Source organism: Campylobacter sp. US53 (assembly GCF_004378995.1).
Lineage (GTDB): Bacteria > Campylobacterota > Campylobacteria > Campylobacterales > Campylobacteraceae > Campylobacter_D > Campylobacter_D jejuni.
On record NZ_RYYH01000002.1, the window covers coordinates 61,950 to 82,552 of the forward strand.

17 protein-coding genes and 2 pseudogenes are annotated in these 20,603 nt (G+C 29.3%); 11 read left to right on the forward strand and 8 right to left on the reverse strand.

Annotated elements, in window-relative coordinates; genetic code table 11:
- The first annotated feature begins 117 nt into the window (after positions 1–117).
- Genes exbB through ELQ05_RS02460 form a run of 3 tightly spaced genes read left to right on the forward strand, consistent with a single transcriptional unit; the run spans position 118 to position 1,605 of the window.
- Positions 118–543, forward strand: a complete 426-nt coding sequence (gene exbB, locus ELQ05_RS02450; RefSeq protein ID WP_002896877.1) for a TonB-system energizer ExbB — start codon at positions 118–120, stop codon at positions 541–543.
- Positions 536–925, forward strand: a complete 390-nt coding sequence (gene exbD, locus ELQ05_RS02455; RefSeq protein WP_052802183.1) for a TonB system transport protein ExbD — start codon at positions 536–538, stop codon at positions 923–925. Before exbB ends, exbD begins: the two co-directional genes overlap by 8 nt.
- Positions 922–1,605 carry an energy transducer TonB gene (locus tag ELQ05_RS02460; RefSeq protein ID WP_088303409.1) on the forward strand — a complete coding sequence of 228 codons (684 nt, stop codon included), beginning with the start codon at positions 922–924 and terminating at the stop codon, positions 1,603–1,605. Before exbD ends, ELQ05_RS02460 begins: the two co-directional genes overlap by 4 nt.
- A 12-nt stretch (positions 1,606–1,617) precedes the next feature.
- On the opposite strand, the pseudogene ELQ05_RS02465 reads toward ELQ05_RS02460, so the two are convergent.
- Positions 1,618–2,464 (reverse strand): annotated as a pseudogene (locus ELQ05_RS02465) (hypothetical protein).
- Between the two features lie 3 nt (positions 2,465–2,467).
- A pseudogene (locus tag ELQ05_RS02470) lies at positions 2,468–2,634 on the reverse strand (hypothetical protein).
- A gap of 85 nt (positions 2,635–2,719) precedes the next feature.
- On the opposite strand from ELQ05_RS02470, the gene ELQ05_RS02475 reads away from it, so the two are divergent.
- Positions 2,720–3,703, forward strand: coding sequence for an MnmA/TRMU family protein (locus ELQ05_RS02475; protein ID WP_088303410.1), 984 nt, complete (start codon positions 2,720–2,722; stop codon positions 3,701–3,703).
- 2 nt (positions 3,704–3,705) lie between these two features.
- On the opposite strand, the gene ELQ05_RS02480 is transcribed toward ELQ05_RS02475, so the two are convergent.
- The 6 genes from ELQ05_RS02480 to ELQ05_RS02505 form a co-directional block, all read right to left on the reverse strand.
- Positions 3,706–5,358, reverse strand: a complete 1,653-nt coding sequence (locus ELQ05_RS02480; protein ID WP_079862118.1) for a ShlB/FhaC/HecB family hemolysin secretion/activation protein — start codon at positions 5,356–5,358, stop codon at positions 3,706–3,708.
- A gap of 8 nt (positions 5,359–5,366) precedes the next feature.
- Positions 5,367–10,940: a hemagglutinin repeat-containing protein gene (locus ELQ05_RS08500; RefSeq protein WP_088303412.1), complete on the reverse strand. Its 5,574-nt coding sequence runs from the start codon at positions 10,938–10,940 to the stop codon at positions 5,367–5,369.
- 197 nt (positions 10,941–11,137) lie between these two features.
- The gene (gene aroC, locus ELQ05_RS02490) at positions 11,138–12,226 is read right to left on the reverse strand and encodes a chorismate synthase (RefSeq protein ID WP_070316577.1); all 1,089 of its coding nucleotides are present in this window, start codon (positions 12,224–12,226) and stop codon (positions 11,138–11,140) included.
- A complete protein-coding gene (gene rnc, locus ELQ05_RS02495) occupies positions 12,226–12,900 on the reverse strand; it encodes a ribonuclease III (protein ID WP_070307044.1) in 675 nt (224 codons plus the stop codon). The genes aroC and rnc overlap by 1 nt, the downstream gene beginning before the upstream one ends.
- Positions 12,887–13,327, reverse strand: coding sequence for a ribonuclease HI (rnhA, locus tag ELQ05_RS02500; RefSeq protein WP_002851277.1), 441 nt, complete (start codon positions 13,325–13,327; stop codon positions 12,887–12,889). The genes rnc and rnhA overlap by 14 nt, the downstream gene beginning before the upstream one ends.
- The gene (locus ELQ05_RS02505) at positions 13,314–14,300 is read right to left on the reverse strand and encodes a CDC27 family protein (RefSeq protein WP_070316578.1); all 987 of its coding nucleotides are present in this window, start codon (positions 14,298–14,300) and stop codon (positions 13,314–13,316) included. Before ELQ05_RS02505 ends, rnhA begins: the two co-directional genes overlap by 14 nt.
- 69 nt (positions 14,301–14,369) lie before the next feature.
- Here ELQ05_RS02505 and dnaG point away from each other — a divergent pair, with 69 nt between their 5' ends.
- The 7 genes from dnaG (at position 14,370) to ELQ05_RS02540 (ending at position 20,594) form a co-directional block, all read left to right on the forward strand.
- Positions 14,370–16,187 carry a DNA primase gene (gene dnaG / locus ELQ05_RS02510; RefSeq protein WP_070316579.1) on the forward strand — a complete coding sequence of 606 codons (1,818 nt, stop codon included), beginning with the start codon at positions 14,370–14,372 and terminating at the stop codon, positions 16,185–16,187.
- Positions 16,188–16,268: 81 nt separating this feature from the next.
- On the forward strand, positions 16,269–16,541 hold the full coding sequence (locus tag ELQ05_RS02515; protein ID WP_002871253.1) for a NifU family protein: 273 nt from the start codon (positions 16,269–16,271) through the stop codon (positions 16,539–16,541).
- Positions 16,528–17,079, forward strand: coding sequence for a hypothetical protein (locus ELQ05_RS02520; protein WP_002855727.1), 552 nt, complete (start codon positions 16,528–16,530; stop codon positions 17,077–17,079). The genes ELQ05_RS02515 and ELQ05_RS02520 overlap by 14 nt, the downstream gene beginning before the upstream one ends.
- Complete coding sequence (locus ELQ05_RS02525; protein WP_070316580.1) at positions 17,063–18,346, forward strand: UDP-N-acetylmuramoyl-L-alanyl-D-glutamate--2,6-diaminopimelate ligase; 1,284 nt, start codon at positions 17,063–17,065, stop codon at positions 18,344–18,346. The genes ELQ05_RS02520 and ELQ05_RS02525 overlap by 17 nt, the downstream gene beginning before the upstream one ends.
- A gap of 3 nt (positions 18,347–18,349) precedes the next feature.
- Positions 18,350–18,661, forward strand: coding sequence for a YbaB/EbfC family nucleoid-associated protein (locus tag ELQ05_RS02530; RefSeq protein WP_002851172.1), 312 nt, complete (start codon positions 18,350–18,352; stop codon positions 18,659–18,661).
- Complete coding sequence (locus ELQ05_RS02535) at positions 18,658–19,752, forward strand: PDZ domain-containing protein (RefSeq protein ID WP_002862279.1); 1,095 nt, start codon at positions 18,658–18,660, stop codon at positions 19,750–19,752. Before ELQ05_RS02530 ends, ELQ05_RS02535 begins: the two co-directional genes overlap by 4 nt.
- Positions 19,749–20,594, forward strand: a complete 846-nt coding sequence (locus ELQ05_RS02540) for a polyprenyl synthetase family protein (RefSeq protein WP_070316581.1) — start codon at positions 19,749–19,751, stop codon at positions 20,592–20,594. Before ELQ05_RS02535 ends, ELQ05_RS02540 begins: the two co-directional genes overlap by 4 nt.
- Positions 20,595–20,603: the final 9 nt, after the last annotated feature.

The window sequence follows — 20,603 nt, forward strand, 5'->3', positions numbered from 1 at the left end:
AAATAAAAACTATAAACAAGAATTTCTTAAAAATTATGATAATTGATATTAATTATAAATTTATTTTTTATATAGTATAATCTTTTAAAATTTATAAGTATATTTTTGGAGAAAAATGTGGAATTTCTAAAAGATTACATCGATTTAATTATCTTTTTAATTCTAGGAATTATGGCATTTATAGCTTTTTGGTGTGTTGTAGAAAGAATGCTATTTTTTAGAAAAATTAACTTTAAAAATTATGAGAATCAAGAGCAATTTAATGATGCGATTAGTGAAAATTTGACCACTATATATATCATCTATTCCAATGCCCCTTATATAGGACTTTTAGGTACTGTAATAGGCATCATGGTTACATTTTACGAAATGGGCTTGGCAGGCAATATAGATGTCAAATCCATAGTCGTGGGACTTTCTTTAGCTCTTAAGGCTACAGCTTTGGGACTTTTGGTTGCTATTCCTACTTTAATGGCTTATAATGCTCTACTTAGAAAAGTTTCTCTCTTAAGCAATGCTTATAAGGCAAATAAAAATGCTTAAACTACCAAAAAATGAAGGTTTGAATATAGTTCCATTTATAGATATTATGCTTGTTTTACTTGCTATAGTGCTTAGTATTTCAACCTTTATTGCGCATGGAAAAATTCAAATCTCACTTCCTTCAAGTGAAAATGCTACCAATATAAACAATAATGAAAAAAAACTTCTTATAACCATAGACGAAAAAAATACTTTTTATTTAAATGATAAATTAGCTGATTTAAATGAAGTTCAAAATGCTATTTTTTCACTTGATAAAAAAACCATAGTAGAACTAAAAAGCGATAAAAATGCTAAATTTGAAAGCTTTGTAAAAATTATAGATTTTTTAAAAGCCAAAGAACATGAAAATTTTCAGATTCTTACTGAGAAAAACAAATGAAAACTTTATTTTTAAATCATAAATACCAAGCTTCTTATATAACTTTTATAGTCTTTATACCTTTGCTTTTTGTCATTTTTCACTCGAATGACTTTTTTAAAATGGAAATTAAAAATGAAGATTCTTTTTCTTTAGTAATAAAACAATTTACCCAAACTAATCCAACAAATGAGACTAAACCAACAGAATCCATTATAGAACCTATCAAACCAAAACCTCAGCCAAAAGTTATTAAAAAAACTCCTGAAAAAATTCAAAAAAAGGTAAAAAAAACACCTCCACACCCAATACCAAATAAAACCCCAATAGCACCAACTCAAGAAGTTAAAACTTTTGCAAAAACAACTGATACAAATGTCAAACCTAAAATCACCCAATTAACACAAGGAAAAGATAATCACCCTGTATTAAAAGAAATCCAAAAAGCTATACAACAAGCACAATTTTATCCAAGGCAAGCAAAAAAAATGCGTATGCAAGGAACTGTAAAAGTAGAATTTTTATGGAAAGAAAATAAAACTTTAGCAGATTTAAAAATCATAGAAAGCTCAGGATATGATTTGTTAGATAAAAGTGCTTTAGAAAGCATAAGAAAAGCTTCTTTAAATTTTCCGCAGTATAATGGAGATTTAAGAATTACACTACCTATTATATATGATTTTAAAATCCTAAGAGGATAAAATTATAATTTGCTACACTCTCTTATCTACAATTTGTGCTTCTTGATTTTCAATTTTATTTTGAAAATCTTGACTTAAATTCTGACTTAATTCTTGAAAAGATTTTTGCTTCAGTTTTTCAAATTCTTCAGGATTACTAGCCTCAAGCTTTACCTGCTCATCAGCACTTAAACCTTTTATTGGACTTTTTGAAGCAAATCTTCGTCTTCTTTTTCTTTGATATTATTTTCCTTATCATCTTTTTTATTGATTTTTTGCGGATCTATGGTTTTCATAGTATTAGCTCCACCACCTGATGCTTCTAATGTCGCTTAAAATTTCTCTCATGCTAGGTTCTTTAACATCACTAACATCAATCTTACCATCTTTATTTACATCTTTATCAATAAAAAAAATTTAATTTTTCTTCTATATTTGCATCATCAGATATTTTTTCATCGCTTGTTTTAAAGCCTAAATTTTGCATACTTTGTTGAAGGGTACTTGTATTAAAATTTAATTTTACACTTTGTTGTTTATTATTTAAATTTGAATTTAAAGAACCAAAATTATCTTTTACACTTTCAAACCAATTTGAAACAAATTGATTTGACTCGCCATTAAGCCTTATACTACCATCATTTCTAGCAACATAATTCGTATAAGAACCGAAATTTTTGTAAACCACTAATAATTTTCATCACTTAAATTTAAAGCTATAAAGTTCACCTTGCTTATTCTCAAAAACAACCTTAACACTATTGCTATTTAATTGCACGGGAATTTTATCTTGATCTTCTTTTTTTAATACGCTAAGCTCTTTTTTATCAACATTATTAGTTAAAGAATGAGTTACACTAGCAGAAGTATCGATTTTCATTATTTATCCTTTTTTACATTTTACAAATAAACCTAAACGACACATTTTTCTCTCATGTGAATTTTTTAAAGAATTACACTTTTAAGTTCTTGCTTGTAGTTAACACAAGAATTTGCAAAAGAAAAAGAACTCAGAATGCTTAAAACCAAAATTATTTTTACACTTTTAATCCTTATTTTAAAGATTTTTTAGTTAAAATTATACCTTTTATAATCGACAAAATTTTAAAAAATTTATTATCTTAGAAAGGAATAAATGAAAGCATTAGCTCTTTTTAGCGGTGGGCTTGATAGCATGCTTGCAATGAAACTCATCACTACACAAGGCATAGAAGTTAAAGCTCTAAATATCAATATAGGTTTTGGAAGCACAAGCGATAAAAGCGAAATCATGAAAAAGCGTGCGGCAATGGTAGGTGCAGATTTTGAAATGATAGATGTAAGAAACTCCTATCTTCAAGAGGTGCTTTTTAATCCACAATATGGCTATGGCAAACATTTTAATCCTTGTATAGATTGTCATGCTTTTATGTTTAAAACTGCTCTTGCTATGTTAAAAGAAGAAAATGCAAGTTTTATCATCACAGGAGAAGTTTTAGGACAACGCCCTATGAGTCAAAGAAGTGATGCGATGACAAAGGTTAAAAAACTTGCCCTTGATGAAGAGGATCTGATCTTGCGTCCTATGTGTGCAAAAAACCTACCTCTAACCAAACCCGAAAGAGAAGGTTGGGTAGATAGAGAAAAACTCGAAGATATTAGCGGAAGAAGTCGCAAAAGACAACTTGAACTTGCAGCTAAGTTTGGTTTGGAAGACTTTGAAAGCCCAGGTGGAGGTTGTTTGCTAACTCTTGATAGTTTTGCTAAAAAAATTCGAGATTTCATAGAATTTGACAAAGATATGCAGGTTAATGACGCACAACTTTTAAAATATGGTCGTCATTTAAGATTGCCCAATGGAGCTAAAATGATCATAGGTAGAAATGAACTTGAAAATACTCTTTTAAAAAGTTTAAAAACTCCTAAATATGAAGTAATAGAACTTGGGGATTTAATCGGAGCTTACTCTTTGGTAGATGAAAAAATTTCAGAAAAAGACTTAGAACTTGCCTTAAAAATAGCCCTTACCTATACTAAACACGAAACAGGAAAAAGTTATGAACTTAAATTTAAAAACCGAATTTATAAAAACTTAGCCTTTGAAGACAAAAAAGAAATTAGTCCATTTTTTATTTCTTAAAACTAAAAAGATACAGAGGCTCTAAGATAAATAGGAATTGTTTCGCTTGGCATATTAGAAGATTTATGTATAGCTTTCGAAGCTGTTAAATTTAAAGAAAAATGATTTAAATTATATCTAAATCCAAAAGCAACTCCAGCTAAAAAGTCTTTATTGGGCAAAAGATAATCTCTACCATAACCCATATCTATTCCAATAAAAGGCTCTAGCTTTCTTAAATATTTAGAAGCATTTAAAAATTGCAAATAAACTGTATTATTACTATACATTCCATAATCAAGAGCAGCAGAACTTTCCTTAAATCCTCTAACCGTATATTCATCACCTATTAAAAATTTATTAGAATATAACAATGGTTCATTAGAATAACTTGCACCAAAACTATTTTGATATAAAAATGCTATATCATCATTTATATAAAAATTTTTTTGATAACTTAAATTAAAATTTACTTTATTAAATTCAATTTTATATAAAGAATCTCTAGAGTCCCTTTTAGAACCTAAAAATGGAATTCCTTTTTCATATTCCAGATTTACAAATAAAAATCCGCTAAATGCTACTGTTGAATACTCAACACCACTAACAATATTTGAATATCTACCACTTGAACTCTCTAAGCGAAAATTATTAATTTCATTAATATCATCTTTAATATTTACATTAACATAAATTGAAAATTTATCTTTGTTTGTACGATGTAAAATTTTTTTTAACATAATTTTATGTCTTAAACTTGTATCTTTATTGTTTATAAAAGAATCATCATATCCTGCTATCAAATTTCTATTATCACTATATTGTAAAGAATACGATAATTGATAACTTTGTATAGGTAAGTTATAGCTTAATATATAAACATTTTCTCGATTTTGACTCATATTTTTCAATAATCCTTTAATAAAACCAAATCGTATAGAATCATTTAGATTGAAAACATTACTTAAAGAAAGATATGTGCTAGCTTTGTATTCTCCTTTAGCCTTAGAACCGCTATTATCAAAATCTAATATCAAATCAGGTAACTTTGGTTCAAGATTAACAAATATGTCAGAATAACCATAATTTTCATTAGCTTTTACAGCAATTTTAACATCTCTTGCGCCATTATTTAGATTTTCTATTCCTGTATCCAAATCATAAATGTTAAATTTATCACCCTTTTTCAAAGGCATACCAAAATCTAATCTTGTTGTATTATTATCTCCATTAAGATATATCTCTCCTACAAAACCGTATTCTAAATCAAGAAAAAGTATATCATGTTGCCAATCTATTTCATCAATAGTTACACTAGAGGTTGAATAACCTTTTGAAATAATAAAATTGGTAAGCTCTTTAACTATATTATAAATATCACCAACTCTTAAGGGTTTGTTTATGTATCTTTTTAAAATACTTTCAGCTTGCATAGTAAGCTTATCATTTTTTTTAAATCGAATTTGTTTAAAAATATAAATTTGAGACTCAAAATCTTCATTTTTTGAATACTCATCTTCTTTTTTCTGTTGCTTTTTTTCTAACTCATTAAATTCTTTTTGTATATGCAATTGCTGTTGTCTTTTATCTAGTAAATTAAACATTTTTGTAGAGTCATCTGCCTGCAATAAACAAAGATGACTCATAAGCAAAAATACAATTTTAACAAATCGCACTCATAACCTTATTTATCATTTTGATTAAAAATTGGTTCTGAGTTTGATGTGTGATCAAGATGAGAATCGGAACCAGCATGAATAAAATGATCCACCCCATCTTTTATTTTATGAGTAAAAATCCCAATATTCATAGTTCCACCACTCCAAGAATGATCTTGAGTATTTTGAGTATTTTGAGTATTTTGACTCAAGTCATAATCCTTTTTATCATTAATATTGATATTCATTGCAGAGTTAATTTTGCCTGTCCTATCAATATGATCATTTAAATCAATATTACCTTTATAAACATGCTCTGTCGCTACAGTTAATGCAACATTAGCTCCATCGCTTTTTTCATGAACATCTATATTAGACCCTGTAACTTTTCCACCAAGCGATAAATTTCCTTTTTTAACATCAGAATTTAAAATTCCTCCTTCCAATGATAAATCTCCATTCACACGACCATTTAACTCATTACCGGCACTAATACCACTTTGAGTTTCTACAGCTTGGTTATCAGTTTTAGCATATCCTATACCAATTGTCCCTGAAAATTCTCCTGAAATAACATGATTTGACGATAAATCTAACCCTACAGATCCACCTAAGGAACCACTACGTTGTTCTGAATGAAATTGATCCTTTAAAGAATTAACATTTAAATCTCCATCTATATTTAAATCAATGTTATTAGAAGCTTTTATATTGGCACCATTTAATGTGGTGTCTTTTCCTGTAGTAATCTTAACATTATTTGCATCAAAATTAGAATTATAATATTTAGCTTCATCTTGTTTAAAACGTGATCCTCCAGCAGAAAACTCAATTTCACCTCCAGCGGTTCCTCCATCAAAAACATTATATCCTGCTACTCTTTTATTGCCCATTTCCATTTCAAAAGAAACACCTGAAGAAGAAGAGCTTGATTTTGCAGCATTAGTTATAAAATTATCTTTTGCTTTGATATTAATTTCATCTGCCTTAGCATCAGTCCCATTTAAAATGATATCTCCTTTTGTACTTTCTATATTTAATTTACCTCCTGCTTTAACATGGGTGGTATTTTCTTTAGAACTTTGCTCATGTTCTTTCTCAAACGTAAAACCTATACTTTCGCCGGAGCTTGCTTCTGCAATATTATCATGAAACACACCAAGAGTATTTGAAAGAGCTTGAACTGTTGGTACCACATAATTTGACCCTTTATCATTACTAAGATTACCAATCCCCTGATTAAGAGCAGATACTGCTAAACCACCTGCTTCAAGTTTTTCTTTGCTATAAATACCAAATCTTGTACTATCTTCAGTTTTAGTATTTTCATACTTAGTGCTTTTAATCTCCCCTCCTTTTAAGTTAATATCTTTATCTGCTTCAAAGTTACCTCCACCTATATCCAAAGTGTCATCTGCTTCAATATTGATATTTGTTCCTTTAACTGAACTAGAAAGATAAGAAGATTCATCTTCTGTTTTTTGAGTTTTAGCAAATTCTATTCCTATTTCAGAAGAACCTAAAGTACTAGATCCTCTAAAATTACCATCATATGTTTGACCAGCACCGGATATTTGATCTGTAAAACTATATTTTGCGACGACTTCATGTCCACCTAATCCTATATTAGCATCACCAAAGAATCCTATAGCTGAAGAATTACTTTGCATGTGATTTTGATTCTTTGCTGCTACAAAATCAACCTCGTTAGCATGTATGTTAATATCTTTACCGTCTAAATGACTTCCTGTAATAGTTGCTTTATTTTTTGCATGTAAATTTAAATTACCTGCTTCAACATTAGATGAAGAAGCCAAAGAGCTGTCACTACTTACAGAATCATATCTATATCCTAATGCACTAAGAGTTGAAGAATCTAAAGAAGAAGAAATTTTATTTTCTCCATTTTTTATATTAATATTTTCTCCATTTAAATTAACTGAATTTTCAGCTTTAACATTAGAACCTACAACATTTATATTATTTTTAGCATCAATTTTAATATCTCCTTTTGAATTCAAATTACTACCAATCGATTTAGTAATTTCTGAATTACCTTTTTCATAAGAGATAGATGCTGTTCCATATCGTATTCCATCAAAAGTAACATTAGATTTTTCATGAGCATCTTTTATATTAACATCATTACCCTTAATATTAATTTCATGATTTGCATCTACATTACTACCTACTATATTAATATCTTTATTAGACATAATATCTATATTACCTGCTTTAAAATTTGAGCTTAAAACTTTATCTGTTGTCTGTAAAGCATTAGTATTTTCAACATCTGTATTAGTATTTTTAAAAGATGATGAATTAGCATAATCATTGCTTATATTAATATTTCCATCTTTGGAATGTAAAGTAATTTTAGAATTTTCAGAATCTGCCACAACATTGCTATTTTTAACATTTACATCCTGGTTGGCACTAATAACAATAGTATCTTTTCCACTGATTTGACCTTTATTGATGGAGCTATGAGAACCTTTTTCATCAACGCCCAAAAGCGTATCTATATTAACTTCATTACCTTGGATATTAACATTTTTTCCACTTACGCTTGAACTATGTAAATTCATTTTATCATTAACATTGATATTAACCGTACCTTCCGAAGCAATATTACCTAATGAAGAATCGAATTTATCTGTATTTATATCAACTCCATTTTTTCCAACAATATTTACTCCACCTTTATTTGCCTCTAAAGTTTTATGAGAAAAATAAAATTTAGGAACAAAGACTGTTTTTCCATCTCTATCAACTTTTTCAAATAAAATCATATCATCAGTCGTTTGATTTTTACCCAATCCTTGGCCTAGTTTCAAACCATGCCCATTAGCGTATTTTACCCCATTTTCAAGAAGTCGTTTAATATCTTCATCACTTAAAGCACCATGCATACCCAATTTTGCATACATATTTTTAATAAGTTGATTTTGAAAGAAAGAATCCCCTACAACAGTAGCATCATCTAAATTTTTATCTTTAAATTCTTTTGCAACATCTTTAAATCCAAAATACTTATCTGCATCCACTGCTACAGAATCTGATGTATACTGATAAGAAATATTTCCATTTTTTGTATTTGTAAAATGAAACAATCCAGAATTAGCAATATCTGGTATCAGTTGCGAAGCTAAATCTTTATTATTTATTGCATCTTCTAAATGAGATTTTATCAAAGCAGAATTCTCATCAAAAGAACTTACCAAACCTTGATTAAATTCTTTAGAATTTAAATTTAATTTTCCATTAGATGCTATTAAAGCTTCAGATTTTGCTTTAAAAACAATTTTAGCATCATGATTCCATTGACTTGGGTCTGGAACAAATCTTTTTGAAGCATAGTCACTGCCAAACAATAAAGAAAAATATAAATGCAAAGTCTCATTATGAGCAGCAGCATCTTTAAGAGCATTCCAAGCAGATTCTCGTTGATGATCTTTTGATTTATTACTTGCAAAGTATTTTAAAGCGTCAAGCAAGCTACCGCCTTTGGTAAAATAATCAGTCCAGTTAGTATTCCAAGATCCTAAATACTCTTTAGCAAAAAAACCATCTAGTTTAACATGAGATAAAACATCTTCTATATTAAGATCTTGACTTAAAGATTTATTATTAATATTTCCATAAGAAACAATATTACCTTGAGCTATAATTTTACCACTATTATTAATTTGTGCTGATTTATTTTTTGAAGTAGTATTGATATTGACATTCCCACCTGCTTGAATAGAAGCTTGTTTAGCATCTAAATTATTAACATACTTTAAATTATCAATTCCAACTTCCATATTCCAACGTTTAAAAAGTGTATCACCATAATTAGCCCAACCATTACCTTTAATTTTTTCATCAGAGCTTTGAATAGAGCCTGTTAAACTTGCATTATTATTCAATTCTTTTACTTCAATGTTAATGTCTTTGTTAGCGACAATCAAACCATTATTATCAATAATATCGGCATTTAAATAAGCATTATTTAAACTATTAAAAGTAGAATTATTGGTAATATGCGAAGCAGTTGCTTTCAAATCATTGCGTGCCAAGAAATATCCATCATTGATTATACTCCCTCTCGCATTAAGAGTTAAATCCTTTCCACTAGCAACAAGATCTTTATTAAAAATATCTTTTGCCTCAAGTCCTATTGAAGAAGAATTTTCAAGCTTTGAATTAATATATAAATCACCCAAACTTTTAATATCAAGTAAATTTTTTGCATATAAATTACCGTTATTGAGGGTTAAATTTTTATTAGCTTGTAAATAAATATTATTTTGACTAAAAATTTTTCCCTGATTAGCAAAATCATCATTGTTTAAAGTTAAATATACATCTTTATTTGCCGAAATTTTACCTTGGTTTTCAAAAGATCCTGTATTGATTTTCGCATCACCTAAAGTATTTATAGAACCAAAATTGGCCGTTTTATTTTTAGTATGCAAATCTAAATTATCAGTATCAATTTGTGAATTTTCTACATTAGTTTTAAATACATCCTTAGTCTCTTTATTAAAATGAGTTTGTTTTGCATTTTCAAAATCTTGAGCATCAATCTTGATATTTTTACCTCTATATAATCCCTCATTAATGATTTTTCCATCAGCATTTAATCTCATATTATCTGCGTCAATCAAAGAAGTTGTAATATCTCTAGCATTTACATCAATACTTCCTCCTTGATTTACGCCAAGAGCTTGAAATTCTGCCTTGCCATTGACTTTGACAATAATATCTTTAAGACCTCTTATAATCCCGGTGTGTCTTACACCAACACCCTCTTCTGTGCTAACAAAGGTAACTGTATTTGCATACATAGAACCTAAATTCCTACCATCAATTCCATAATCAATTTTATCATTTGTTTGTCTTGAAGCAAGAATGTTAGGAATATTGCTATTGCTTAAATCTACTTTATTAAGTCCAGCTATAAAATTAATATTAGATAAGTATTTTCCTGCTTGATAATGAGCAATATTACCGGCAATACCTATGCTACGACTAATTACATTGAAATAATCTCCATCAACTGCAACGCCTTTTTCTCCAATATCTATTCTACCATTGCTTGTTGTTTCTGTTGTAAAATCTTCATTAAATTTACCAGCACTAAGAGTAACTCCTTTAGTATTCAAAAAAGTTGCTCCATTAACACTAAAACCATTTTCATTGGCAAAAATTAAATTAGCACTTTTTCCAAATACCTCAACAGGACCATTAATATTAGAAGCTTGTTTACTTAAAATTTCATTAATAATAGTATTGGCATTTTGTTTTAAATTAGGATTTTTATTTACCCATCCACCAATTTGAGAATTGCCATCAATTAAGCTATTATTAAAAATAACCCCATCTTTAACATTAAAATCTTCAAATTGATTATGCGAAACCCCATTTTTATTTGGATTTTTAATATTAATTACATCTGTATTATTGCTAGATTTTACCATATCAGTGGTTCTTGAAACAATAATATTGCCATTTCTTTGACGTAAATCTGCTGATAGTAATACGCAAGGAAATAAAGCACTAAGAAGCGTTAAATTTAACGATAAACGAACAATTTTCTTTTTATTGAATTCCATAAACCCCTCCTAAAAAATAATATTTTAATTATTTTATACTAAATATAGTAATTTTTATCAATATTTTTAAATTAAAAAAATAAAAAAATAAATTTCATTCTTTTTTTACACATTTAATAAAAAATCTTAAAAAATAGACGATATTACAATGAATCTTTTCAAAATATTGCAATCAAGCCCATGAAAATGGGCTTTTTTTATTTTAATCCATAAGCATTTTTTAAATTGTTTAAATTCGCACTCGCATTCAAAAGCAAACAATCAGCCAAAACTAAACGCACCATAGCACTAGCTACAACACTTCCTCTAACACCTACACAAGGATCATGCCTACCTTTGAGTTCAAATTCCAAATTATTGCCAAATTTATCTATACTTTCTTGCTTGGCAAAAATAGAAGGAGTAGGTTTAAAATAAGTTTTTAAAATAAGATTTTCTCCATTTGAAATTCCTCCTAAAATTCCTCCGCTATGATTGCTTAAAAACTTTCCATCTTTTAAAGCATCATTATTACACGATCCGCGCATTTTGCTTGCATTAATACCTTCGCCTATTTCGACTGCTTTAACAGCATTAACTCCCATTAAAGCATGAGCTAATTTAGAGTCTAACTTATCATAAAGAACCTCTCCAAGTCCCACAAGCATACCACTAACTTTTGTAAAAACAGCAGCACCTACACTATCTTTTGAATTTCTAGCATTTAAAATTTCATTTTTAAAGTCACTTTCTAGTTTTGGATCAAGGCAAAAAATTTCACTTTTATTAGCAAATTCAAAATCAAATTCTTCTTCTTTCAAATTTGATACAAAAGTTCCTACTCCAAAAACACCACTTTGAATACAAATGCCAAATTCACGCAAAAGCATCGCTGCAACTGCACCACCAGCCACTCTAGCAACACTTTCCCTAGCACTTGATCTACCCCCACCCCTATAATCTCTTATGCCATATTTATAAAAATAAGTAAAATCCGCATGAGCAGGACGAAATAGATCTTTTAAATTATCATAATCCTTAGAATGAGCATTTTCATTAAAAACTACTATAGCTATGGGATGACCCGTTGTATATCCTTCAAAAACCCCGCTTAAAACCTGAGCTTTATCACTTTCTTTTCTTGGTGTTGCAAATTTACTTCCGCCTTTGCGTTTATCAAGCTCATTTTGTAAAAATTCTTCATCAAATTTAACTCCAGCAGGCATTCCATCAATAATACATCCAACAGCCACACCATGAGACTCACCAAAACTTGTAAATTTCAATCTCGTACCAAATGTATTCACTATAAAGCTCCTAATTTCTCAAGTGCAATTTTTGCTGCCATTTGTTGTGCTTCTTTTTTACTTCCTGCAATAGCTCTTGCAAGTTCTTTACCATCAAGCATTAAAGCAATTTCAAATTGCTTTAAATGATCAGGACCAAAAGCACGCACTGTTTCATACTGCGGAGTTTGTCCGATTTTTCCCTGTGTAATCTCTTGTAATTTTGTTTTATAATCTTTTATAAGAATTTTTGCATCAATTTGAGGGAAATTTTTTTCTATAAGCCTTAAAGCAATAGTTTTTGCAAACTCAAACCCGGCTTCTAAATGTATAGCACCTATAATGGCTTCTAACGCATCTGAAAGTATAGAAGGCTTTTCTTTTCCTCCATTGTTTTCTTCAGCAACACTCATAAAAATAAAATCGCCCAAATTTAAACTATTTGCAATTTTTGCAAAAGACTTTTCATTCACTAAAGCCGCTCTAAGCTTAGATAAATCTCCTTCGGCATCTTTGGCGAATTTATGAAAAAGGTATTCACCCACAACTAAATCAAGCACGGCATCACCTAAAAATTCCAGGCGTTCGTTGTTGTAAGATTTTTTAAAACTTTTATGGGTTAAAGCATGTATAAGAAGATTTTTATCTTTAAATTTATAAGTTAAACTCTGCTCTAGTTTTTCAATGTTTTTCATCATTTTCCCTTGCAATTTTCAAAGCAGCTTCGCGCGCCAATGTATCACACCTTTCATTTTCCAAATGTCCATTATGTGCTTTTACCCAAAAAGCCTTAATCTTATGAGATTTTGCCACTTTAATATATTCCTTCCATAAATCTATATTTTTTTTACCTTTAAAATCCTTTTTTATCCATCCTTCTAGCCATTCATTAATACTTTGAACCATTAGGTTAGAATCTGTAAAAAGCGAAATTTCACAAGGCTCTTTTAAAGCCTTCAAAGATTCAATAATTGCCATTAGCTCCATTCTATTGTTAGTGGTATTAGCCTCAGCTCCAAAACCTTCCTTTTGATACTCCTTATAACGCAAAATATAAGCCCATCCGCCAAAACCTGGATTATTAAGACATGAGCCATCTGTATAAATTTCAATGTGTTTCATTGTTTTTCACTTCATAAATAATTTTACAAGTATTAAACTCATAACAAACAGGACAATGATAAAAAAACAAAGGTATAACATTTTTACACTCAGAACAACGATATGAAAATTCCAACCCCGCATTAAAAGAATTATCTTTTAAAATTTTTAACATTTTAAAATTAGAATTTTTAAAAACAAACTGATGCGTATCATCATGCTTTGAAATTTTACCCAAAGCATAAAAGAATTCTAAAAAATCTTGATTTTCTAAATTAAACGCTTCATTTTCTCTATAAAGCAAATCACAAATATCAAAAAAATTTTGCCCTAAAAACATATGATATTTTTCAAAAACTAAACGCCCTAACATAGGATTATCTTCTATTTTAAATTCTAAAAGTTTTTTCTTTTTTTGTTCATCAGTGATATTAAAAGTACAAAGTTCTAAAGCTTTGATAAAATCATACTCTTTTTGTACATCTTCATTAAGCTCAAAAAGACATTCTAAAAGTTCTAAATTTTCTTTATAAGAATGAAGTTTTAAATAAACAATTTTTAAAAGTTTTAAGGCTTGTATATTTCTTGGACGCAGTTTTAAGGCTTGTAATAAAACTTCTTTTGCACGCTCTAAAAATCCTGCTTTAAAATAAACTTTTGCTAAAGAAAGGAAAATAAATTCTCTTTCTTGTTTATCTTTACATTTTTCAAGAGCAATCAAATAAATTTGAGTTGCTTTTTCAAATTCCCCGCTTTTAGTAAAAATTTCGGCCAAAAAACTTAAATTTCCAAAACTCAAGCTACTATTTCTTAACAACTCTTTATGAACGTTATCCATTTCAAATTTTTTTATAAATTTTTCAAGCTTTTGTTCTTCATCTTTGCTAGCAAATATTTTCCAAATATAATTTGCAACAGCTACAACAAATACTAAAATGGTTAAAATTATAAGCCCTACTAAAGGGTCTCTGTATTCTACAAAGAAAAAATCCATAGTCTCGCTCTAAAAATTTTATGCCAAATTATAGCCAAATCTTTGTATAATTTTAACAAGGTTTGTAAAATGATAACTAAAGAAAGTATAGAAAATTTATCCCAAAGACTTAATATTGTCGATATTATAGAAAATTATATTGAAGTAAAAAAACAAGGCTCTAGTTTTGTGTGTATCTGTCCTTTCCATGCAGATAAAAACCCGTCTATGCATATCAATCCTACCAAAGGTTTTTATCATTGTTTTGCTTGCAAAGCTGGTGGAGATGCCTTTAAATTTGTAATGGATTATGAAAAATTAAGTTTTTCCGATGCAGTTGAAAAAGTTGCAAGCCTCAGTAATTTTACTTTGAGTTATACAAAAGAAAAACAAGAAAATAAAAAAGAGCTAAAGTCTATACTACCAAGCTTAAATGCGTATTTTAAAGATAATCTCAAACACCACAAAGAAGTTTTAACCTATCTTTACCAAAGAGCTTTAAATGACAAAGATATAGCCAAATTCGAATTAGGTTTTGCAGGAGCAAGTGAAGATAGTATAAGATTATTGCAAAATCAAAAAATTCCTTTAGAAGATGCTGTGAGTGTTGGAGCTTTAAAAAAAGATGAAAATAATGAATTTTACGCAAGTTTTATATGGCGTATCACCTTTCCAATCTACGATCATAAAGACTTATTGGTAGGGTTTGGAGGGCGTACTTTAAATCCCAATGTACCGGCAAAGTATGTAAATTCACCTCAAAATATACTTTTTGATAAAAGTAGAATTTTTTATGCTTTTAACATCGCTAAAGAAAATATAGCCAAAAAAAAAGAAATAATAGTATGTGAAGGTTACATGGATGCAATAGCTTTTCACAAAGCAGGGTTTAACAATGCTGTAGCAGTTCTTGGAACAGCATTAACCGAACATCATCTACCTTTAATTCGTCGTTATGAAGCAAAAGTGATCTTATGTTTTGATAATGATGAAGCAGGATTAAAAGCTGCGACACGATCTGCATTTTTATTGAGCACAAACAAAATAGACGGTAAAGTGGCAATTTTGCAAGGCGGAAAAGATCCTGCCGAGCTCGTAGCAAAAAATGAAAGCACAAAACTCCATAATATACTCGATGAAGGAATAGAGCTTGGCGAATTTTATATCAGGCGCTTAATATCCACCCATTCCATAATTTCTGCTCTTGATAGACAAAAAGCTTTAGAAACTATACAAAAATTCACCTTTAATCTTGAACCTTTAGTGGCAAATTCTTACACTAGTTTAGTTTCAAATTTATTAAAAGTAGATGAAAAATTTATTATCTTATCACAAAATTCAAAAAAAACCATACAAACCCCTTTAATTTCTCAAAATAAATACAATTTTCCTAAAGAAAAAATTCACATTGCAGAATTAGAACTTATAGCTTTTTTAAAACAGTATCCAGATATATGTAACGATTTTAAGCAAATTAGTGATAGTGTTTGCTTTAAGCATAAGATTTTATTGGATAAAATTTTAGAAAAAAAAGGTTATGAAGATAGTGATATTAGAGAATTTGAAAGTAAAAATATTCGAAAAAATTTAAACTATAGTGAATTCTTGTTAGGTGTTTGCAAGGTTAATTTAGCTTTTTTAAACAATATAAAAATTAAAAATTCTACACTCGCATTAAAAAAACAACTTTTTACGCTTATTGATAAAAATTTAAATCTTTTAATTAAAAATTTAAATACCGAAGAATTAAATAATTTTTTAAAAGAATATTTAAGCTTCTTAAAATATGAAAAAAACGAAGAAATTCTGCAACAATCATTTAGAAACTTAAATGGAATTTTTGGTAACAAAAACTTTACAGCTTATGATTTAGAATTTAGCGTACAAGATAGTGACGAACCTTTTTAATTTATTTAAATTTCAAGCCTTAATTTACCTTTTTTTAAACACAATCACGCTAAAGTATATAAAAATTTTTAAGGATAAATTATGATGCCTTTTAGTGATGAAGAGCTTATAAATCCTGTTAAAGCAAGTTTAGAAAAGAGCTTGCCTATGCTTGAGCGTGATGGCGGAGGGCTTGAATTTTTAGGAATTAAAAATGGGATCGTTTATATCCATTTAATAGGAGCTTGTAAAGGCTGTGCATCGAGTGGAACAACGCTAAAATACGGTCTTGAAAGGCAACTTAAGATTGATATTCATCCAGAAATCACTATAATCAATTTAAACGGCGGAGCAGACGAATTTGCAAAATTATAAAAAACTTGGAATTGAACATTTTTACAAGAAAGATTTTAAAACTGCAAAAATGTATTTTTCTATGGCTTATGAAAAACGCAAAAATAAACGCTTGCTAAATTTTATCTGCCTTTGCGATCTTGCTTTAAAATCTCCTAAAGAAGCTTCTTTACTTTTTGATTTTTATATAGAACATTACAAAATCTCTAGCATTGATAAAGACTTAGAAGAAATTTTAAGTACAATTGAATTTAAAAAACAAGAAAACAAACAGGAAAACGAATTTGAAGATGGGCATGCGTTAAATTATCAAGATTTTTTAAAAAGCGAAGAAGAACTTGGCTTTCAAAAAAGTTTTGAAAATATCATTAATAGCACTAAATTAGTTATTGATAATCGTGATGATTTTTTAGATTTTTTGGAAAAATTACTTGATAATGGCTATAAAGATATGACTTTAAATTATATAGAAAATGTTATGCCTCATTTTTGGGCAAATGATAGATTTATCAAACTCCAAGAAAAACTCATAGGATTTAAAAGTGAAATTAAAACTTGAAAATTCATTCATTACAGATAATACCTTAGAGTGTGAAAAAGAATGCTTTTTTTTACAAACCACACAAAATGCTAAATTTCACGCTCAAGCCTTAGAAAAAGGTGCAAAAATCATCGATGTAAATGAGTGTAAAAAACTTTTAAAAATCGATAAAAAGATTCAAATCATAGGAATCACAGGAACCAATGGCAAAACCACAACCGCAGCAGCGATTTATTCTATCTTATTGGATTTAGGTTATAAATGCGGGCTTTGCGGGACAAGAGGAGCTTTTATCAACGATGAACAAATTGATGAAAAATCCTTAACCACCTCCCCTATTCTTAAAACCTTAGAGTACCTACAAATAGCCACTCAAAAAAAATGTGATTTTTTCATCATGGAAGTAAGCTCACACGCACTCGTTCAAAACCGTATCGAAGGCTTAAAATTTGTTGCTAAAATTTTTACCAATATCACTCAAGATCATTTAGATTTTCACGGTGCTTTTGAAAATTACAAAGAAGCAAAAGAACTTTTTTTTACCGATGAGAGTTTAAAATTTATCAACAAAGATGCTTTGGCTATTAAATTTAATGTGCGTAACGCTTTTACTTACGGCATAGAAAATCCTGCTTTATATCAAATCAAAGCTTATTCTTTAGAAGAAGGCATTAGTGCTATTGTAACAAATAAAAATCAAACTTTTCACATAGACTCGCCCTTGCTAGGACTTTTTAATCTTTACAATCTTCTAGTTGCTAGTGCTTGTGTGAATGAACTCGTAAAGCCTGATTTAAAAGACTTGGAAAAAGCTATCAGTGGATTTGGCGGGGTTTGTGGTAGAGTAGAACAAGTAGCAAAAGGTGTGATCGTGGATTTTGCTCATACGCCTGATGGCATTGAAAAAGTACTTGACACTCTTAAAAATAAAAAACTCATCGTTGTTTTTGGAGCAGGTGGAGATAGAGATAAAACCAAACGCCCTTTAATGGGAAAAATCGTCGAACATTTTGCAAAAATTGCTATCATTACAAGTGATAATCCACGTAGCGAAGAACCAAAAACCATCATGGAAGAAATTTTATCAGGCTTTGCTAAAAAAGAAAAAGTTTTAACGATAGAAGATAGAAAAGAAGCCATAAAAAAAGCTTTAGAACTAAAAGAAAATGACGATTTAGTCGTTATTTTAGGCAAAGGTGATGAAACTACTCAAGAAATTAAAGGGATAAAATATCCTTTTAGTGATAAAGTAGTTGTTAATGAAATTTTAAAAAATCAAGGATAATCAATGTTTGAAAATATGGATTTTTCTAAAATGGGTGAACTTTTGAATCAAGTTCAAGAAAAAGCTAAAAATATAGAACTAGAACTTGCAAATCGTGAATTTAGCGCCAAAAGTGGAGCAGGACTTGTTAAAGTAAGTGCTAACGGAAAAGGCGAGATTATCGATGTTAGCATTGATGATTCTTTACTTGAAGATAAAGAGTCCTTGCAAATTTTACTTATTTCTGCAATTAATGATGTTTTAGCCATGGTTGCGCAAAATCGCTCAAGTATGGCGAATGATGTTTTAGGCGGTTTTGGAGGTATGAAATTATGAAAAAAATTTTAATTATTTGCATGCTTTTTACTTTGTCTTTTGGTATAGAAAGACCTAAATTTGAAGATTTTTTAGCAGGTTATGAAAGAAATAAGGCAAGCATGCTCAACTATGAAGGAATGCCAGCTTTTGCACTCAGTGAAAATTTACTTGCTGTGTTAAAACAGCCTAATACTAAGCTTAACAAATATGTAAAATACGATCCATTTTTAAATTTATATCTTGTAAGAACTGACTTTAGCCTAATCCCTACTCCTATGGGTGATGAAGAAAAACTTACTCGTAATGATTGGGTTGGAATTTGGGATCCTAATAAACCTTATATAGGGCATATTAAGTATTTAGCTCAAAATATTGATGAAAAAGATCAACTTGATTTTAATTCTAAAATAGGACTTTTAGGGACTCCATGCTGTGAAATGATGGGGATTGCTTTAAATAATAGCTCTTTTATAGGCAATCGCTATTTAAAACATTTTATGAAATATAACGATGTTTATTGGGGGGATATTGGCGTTGATTTTGTTGTTCGAGAAAATAAAATTTATGTTAACAATGTAAGAAAAAATCCACAATTTTTAATCAACGATCAAGTTATAAGTGTTGATGGCTTGCCCGCCAATGATTTAAGAAAACTCAATGAAAAAATTCTTTTTGCAGATCGCGGAAGCACTCTTTATTTTCAAGTGTTGCGTGATAATATGGATTTAAATATTTCTACTGAAGTTTTTGCAAAAGATTTGAGCAAATTTAATCTTCCTGATTCTAAACCAAAACCAAAAATTACAAATTTCACAAGCAATCTTGGTTTAACGGTTAATACTAGTCTTGTTGTAACTAAAATAGATCCAAAATCAAAAGCATCAAATGCAGGATTTATGGTAGGAGATAAAATTTTACGCGTTAATAATATTATTTTAAATAATTTTAAAGAATTACAAAATATTTTAAGCGCTGGTAATGACTTTAGCATCTTAATTGAACGCAAAAGTACTAAATTACCTTTATCAAATTTCAACAATGAACTAGGCGGAAATGCCAACTCAGGTGGCGATGGTAAATTTCAATTTTTCATAAGGCTTACTAAGTGAATTTAAAAGAACTTTTTATCCATCACTTAGAAAAAAATCTACCTAAAGTCGAAAGCTTTCATCCTTTTTTTAATGAAGCTTTAGCTCTTATGCTAAAAGCAGGAGGAAAGCATTTTCGTGCACAATTGCTTTTAAGCGTAGTACAAAGCAATAAACCTGAACTTTTAAATCAAGCTTTAGATGTGGCTTTAGCTTTGGAATTTATCCATACTTATTCACTCATACACGATGATTTACCCGCTATGGATAATGCGGATTTTAGACGAGGAATTCCAACCTTACACAAAAGCTACGATGAAGCTACAGCCATCTTAGCGGGCGATGCTTTAAATACTGAAGCTTTTTTAGTTCTAAGTCATGCTCATTTAAAAGATGAAATCAAAATCAAACTCATCAAAACCCTTGCCTTTAATGCAGGACTTAATGGAATGGTCATAGGACAAGCTATTGATTGTTTCTTTGAAGACAAAAGACTGAGTTTAAATGAACTTGAGTTTTTACATACACACAAAACCGCAAGATTAATCGCTGCAGCTTTAAAAATGGGTTGTGAAATTTGCGAACTTAACAACGAAGAAAGCAATCAAATTTACAAACTTGGTTTGAAATTAGGACTGATTTTTCAAATCAATGATGATATTATCGATGTAACCACAAGTCAAGAACAAAGCGGAAAGCCTACTAATAACGATATTCATAAAAATTCTTTTGTCAATTTGCTTGGACTTGAACAAGCTATAAAAACAAAAGAAAATCTTCTTAGTGAATGCGAACAAGATTTAGAAAAACTCAATGAAAAACTCGCACAAATGATACAAAATTTAATAATTCAATACTTATAAAGGTAAAAA

Excerpts from the sequence above, each read along its gene's own strand:
- exbD (WP_052802183.1), top strand. The coding sequence starts at position 536 with ATGCTTAAACTACCAAAAAATGAAGGTTTGAATATAGTTCCATTTATA.
- ELQ05_RS02460 (WP_088303409.1), top strand. The coding sequence starts at position 922 with ATGAAAACTTTATTTTTAAATCATAAATACCAAGCTTCTTATATAACT.
- ELQ05_RS02475 (WP_088303410.1), top strand. The coding sequence starts at position 2,720 with ATGAAAGCATTAGCTCTTTTTAGCGGTGGGCTTGATAGCATGCTTGCA.
- ELQ05_RS08500 (WP_088303412.1), bottom strand. The coding sequence starts at position 10,940 with ATGGAATTCAATAAAAAGAAAATTGTTCGTTTATCGTTAAATTTAACG.
- rnc (WP_070307044.1), bottom strand. The coding sequence starts at position 12,900 with ATGAAAAACATTGAAAAACTAGAGCAGAGTTTAACTTATAAATTTAAA.
- rnhA (WP_002851277.1), bottom strand. The coding sequence starts at position 13,327 with ATGAAACACATTGAAATTTATACAGATGGCTCATGTCTTAATAATCCA.
- ELQ05_RS02505 (WP_070316578.1), bottom strand. The coding sequence starts at position 14,300 with ATGGATTTTTTCTTTGTAGAATACAGAGACCCTTTAGTAGGGCTTATA.
- dnaG (WP_070316579.1), top strand. The coding sequence starts at position 14,370 with ATGATAACTAAAGAAAGTATAGAAAATTTATCCCAAAGACTTAATATT.
- ELQ05_RS02515 (WP_002871253.1), top strand. The coding sequence starts at position 16,269 with ATGATGCCTTTTAGTGATGAAGAGCTTATAAATCCTGTTAAAGCAAGT.
- ELQ05_RS02530 (WP_002851172.1), top strand. The coding sequence starts at position 18,350 with ATGTTTGAAAATATGGATTTTTCTAAAATGGGTGAACTTTTGAATCAA.
- ELQ05_RS02535 (WP_002862279.1), top strand. The coding sequence starts at position 18,658 with ATGAAAAAAATTTTAATTATTTGCATGCTTTTTACTTTGTCTTTTGGT.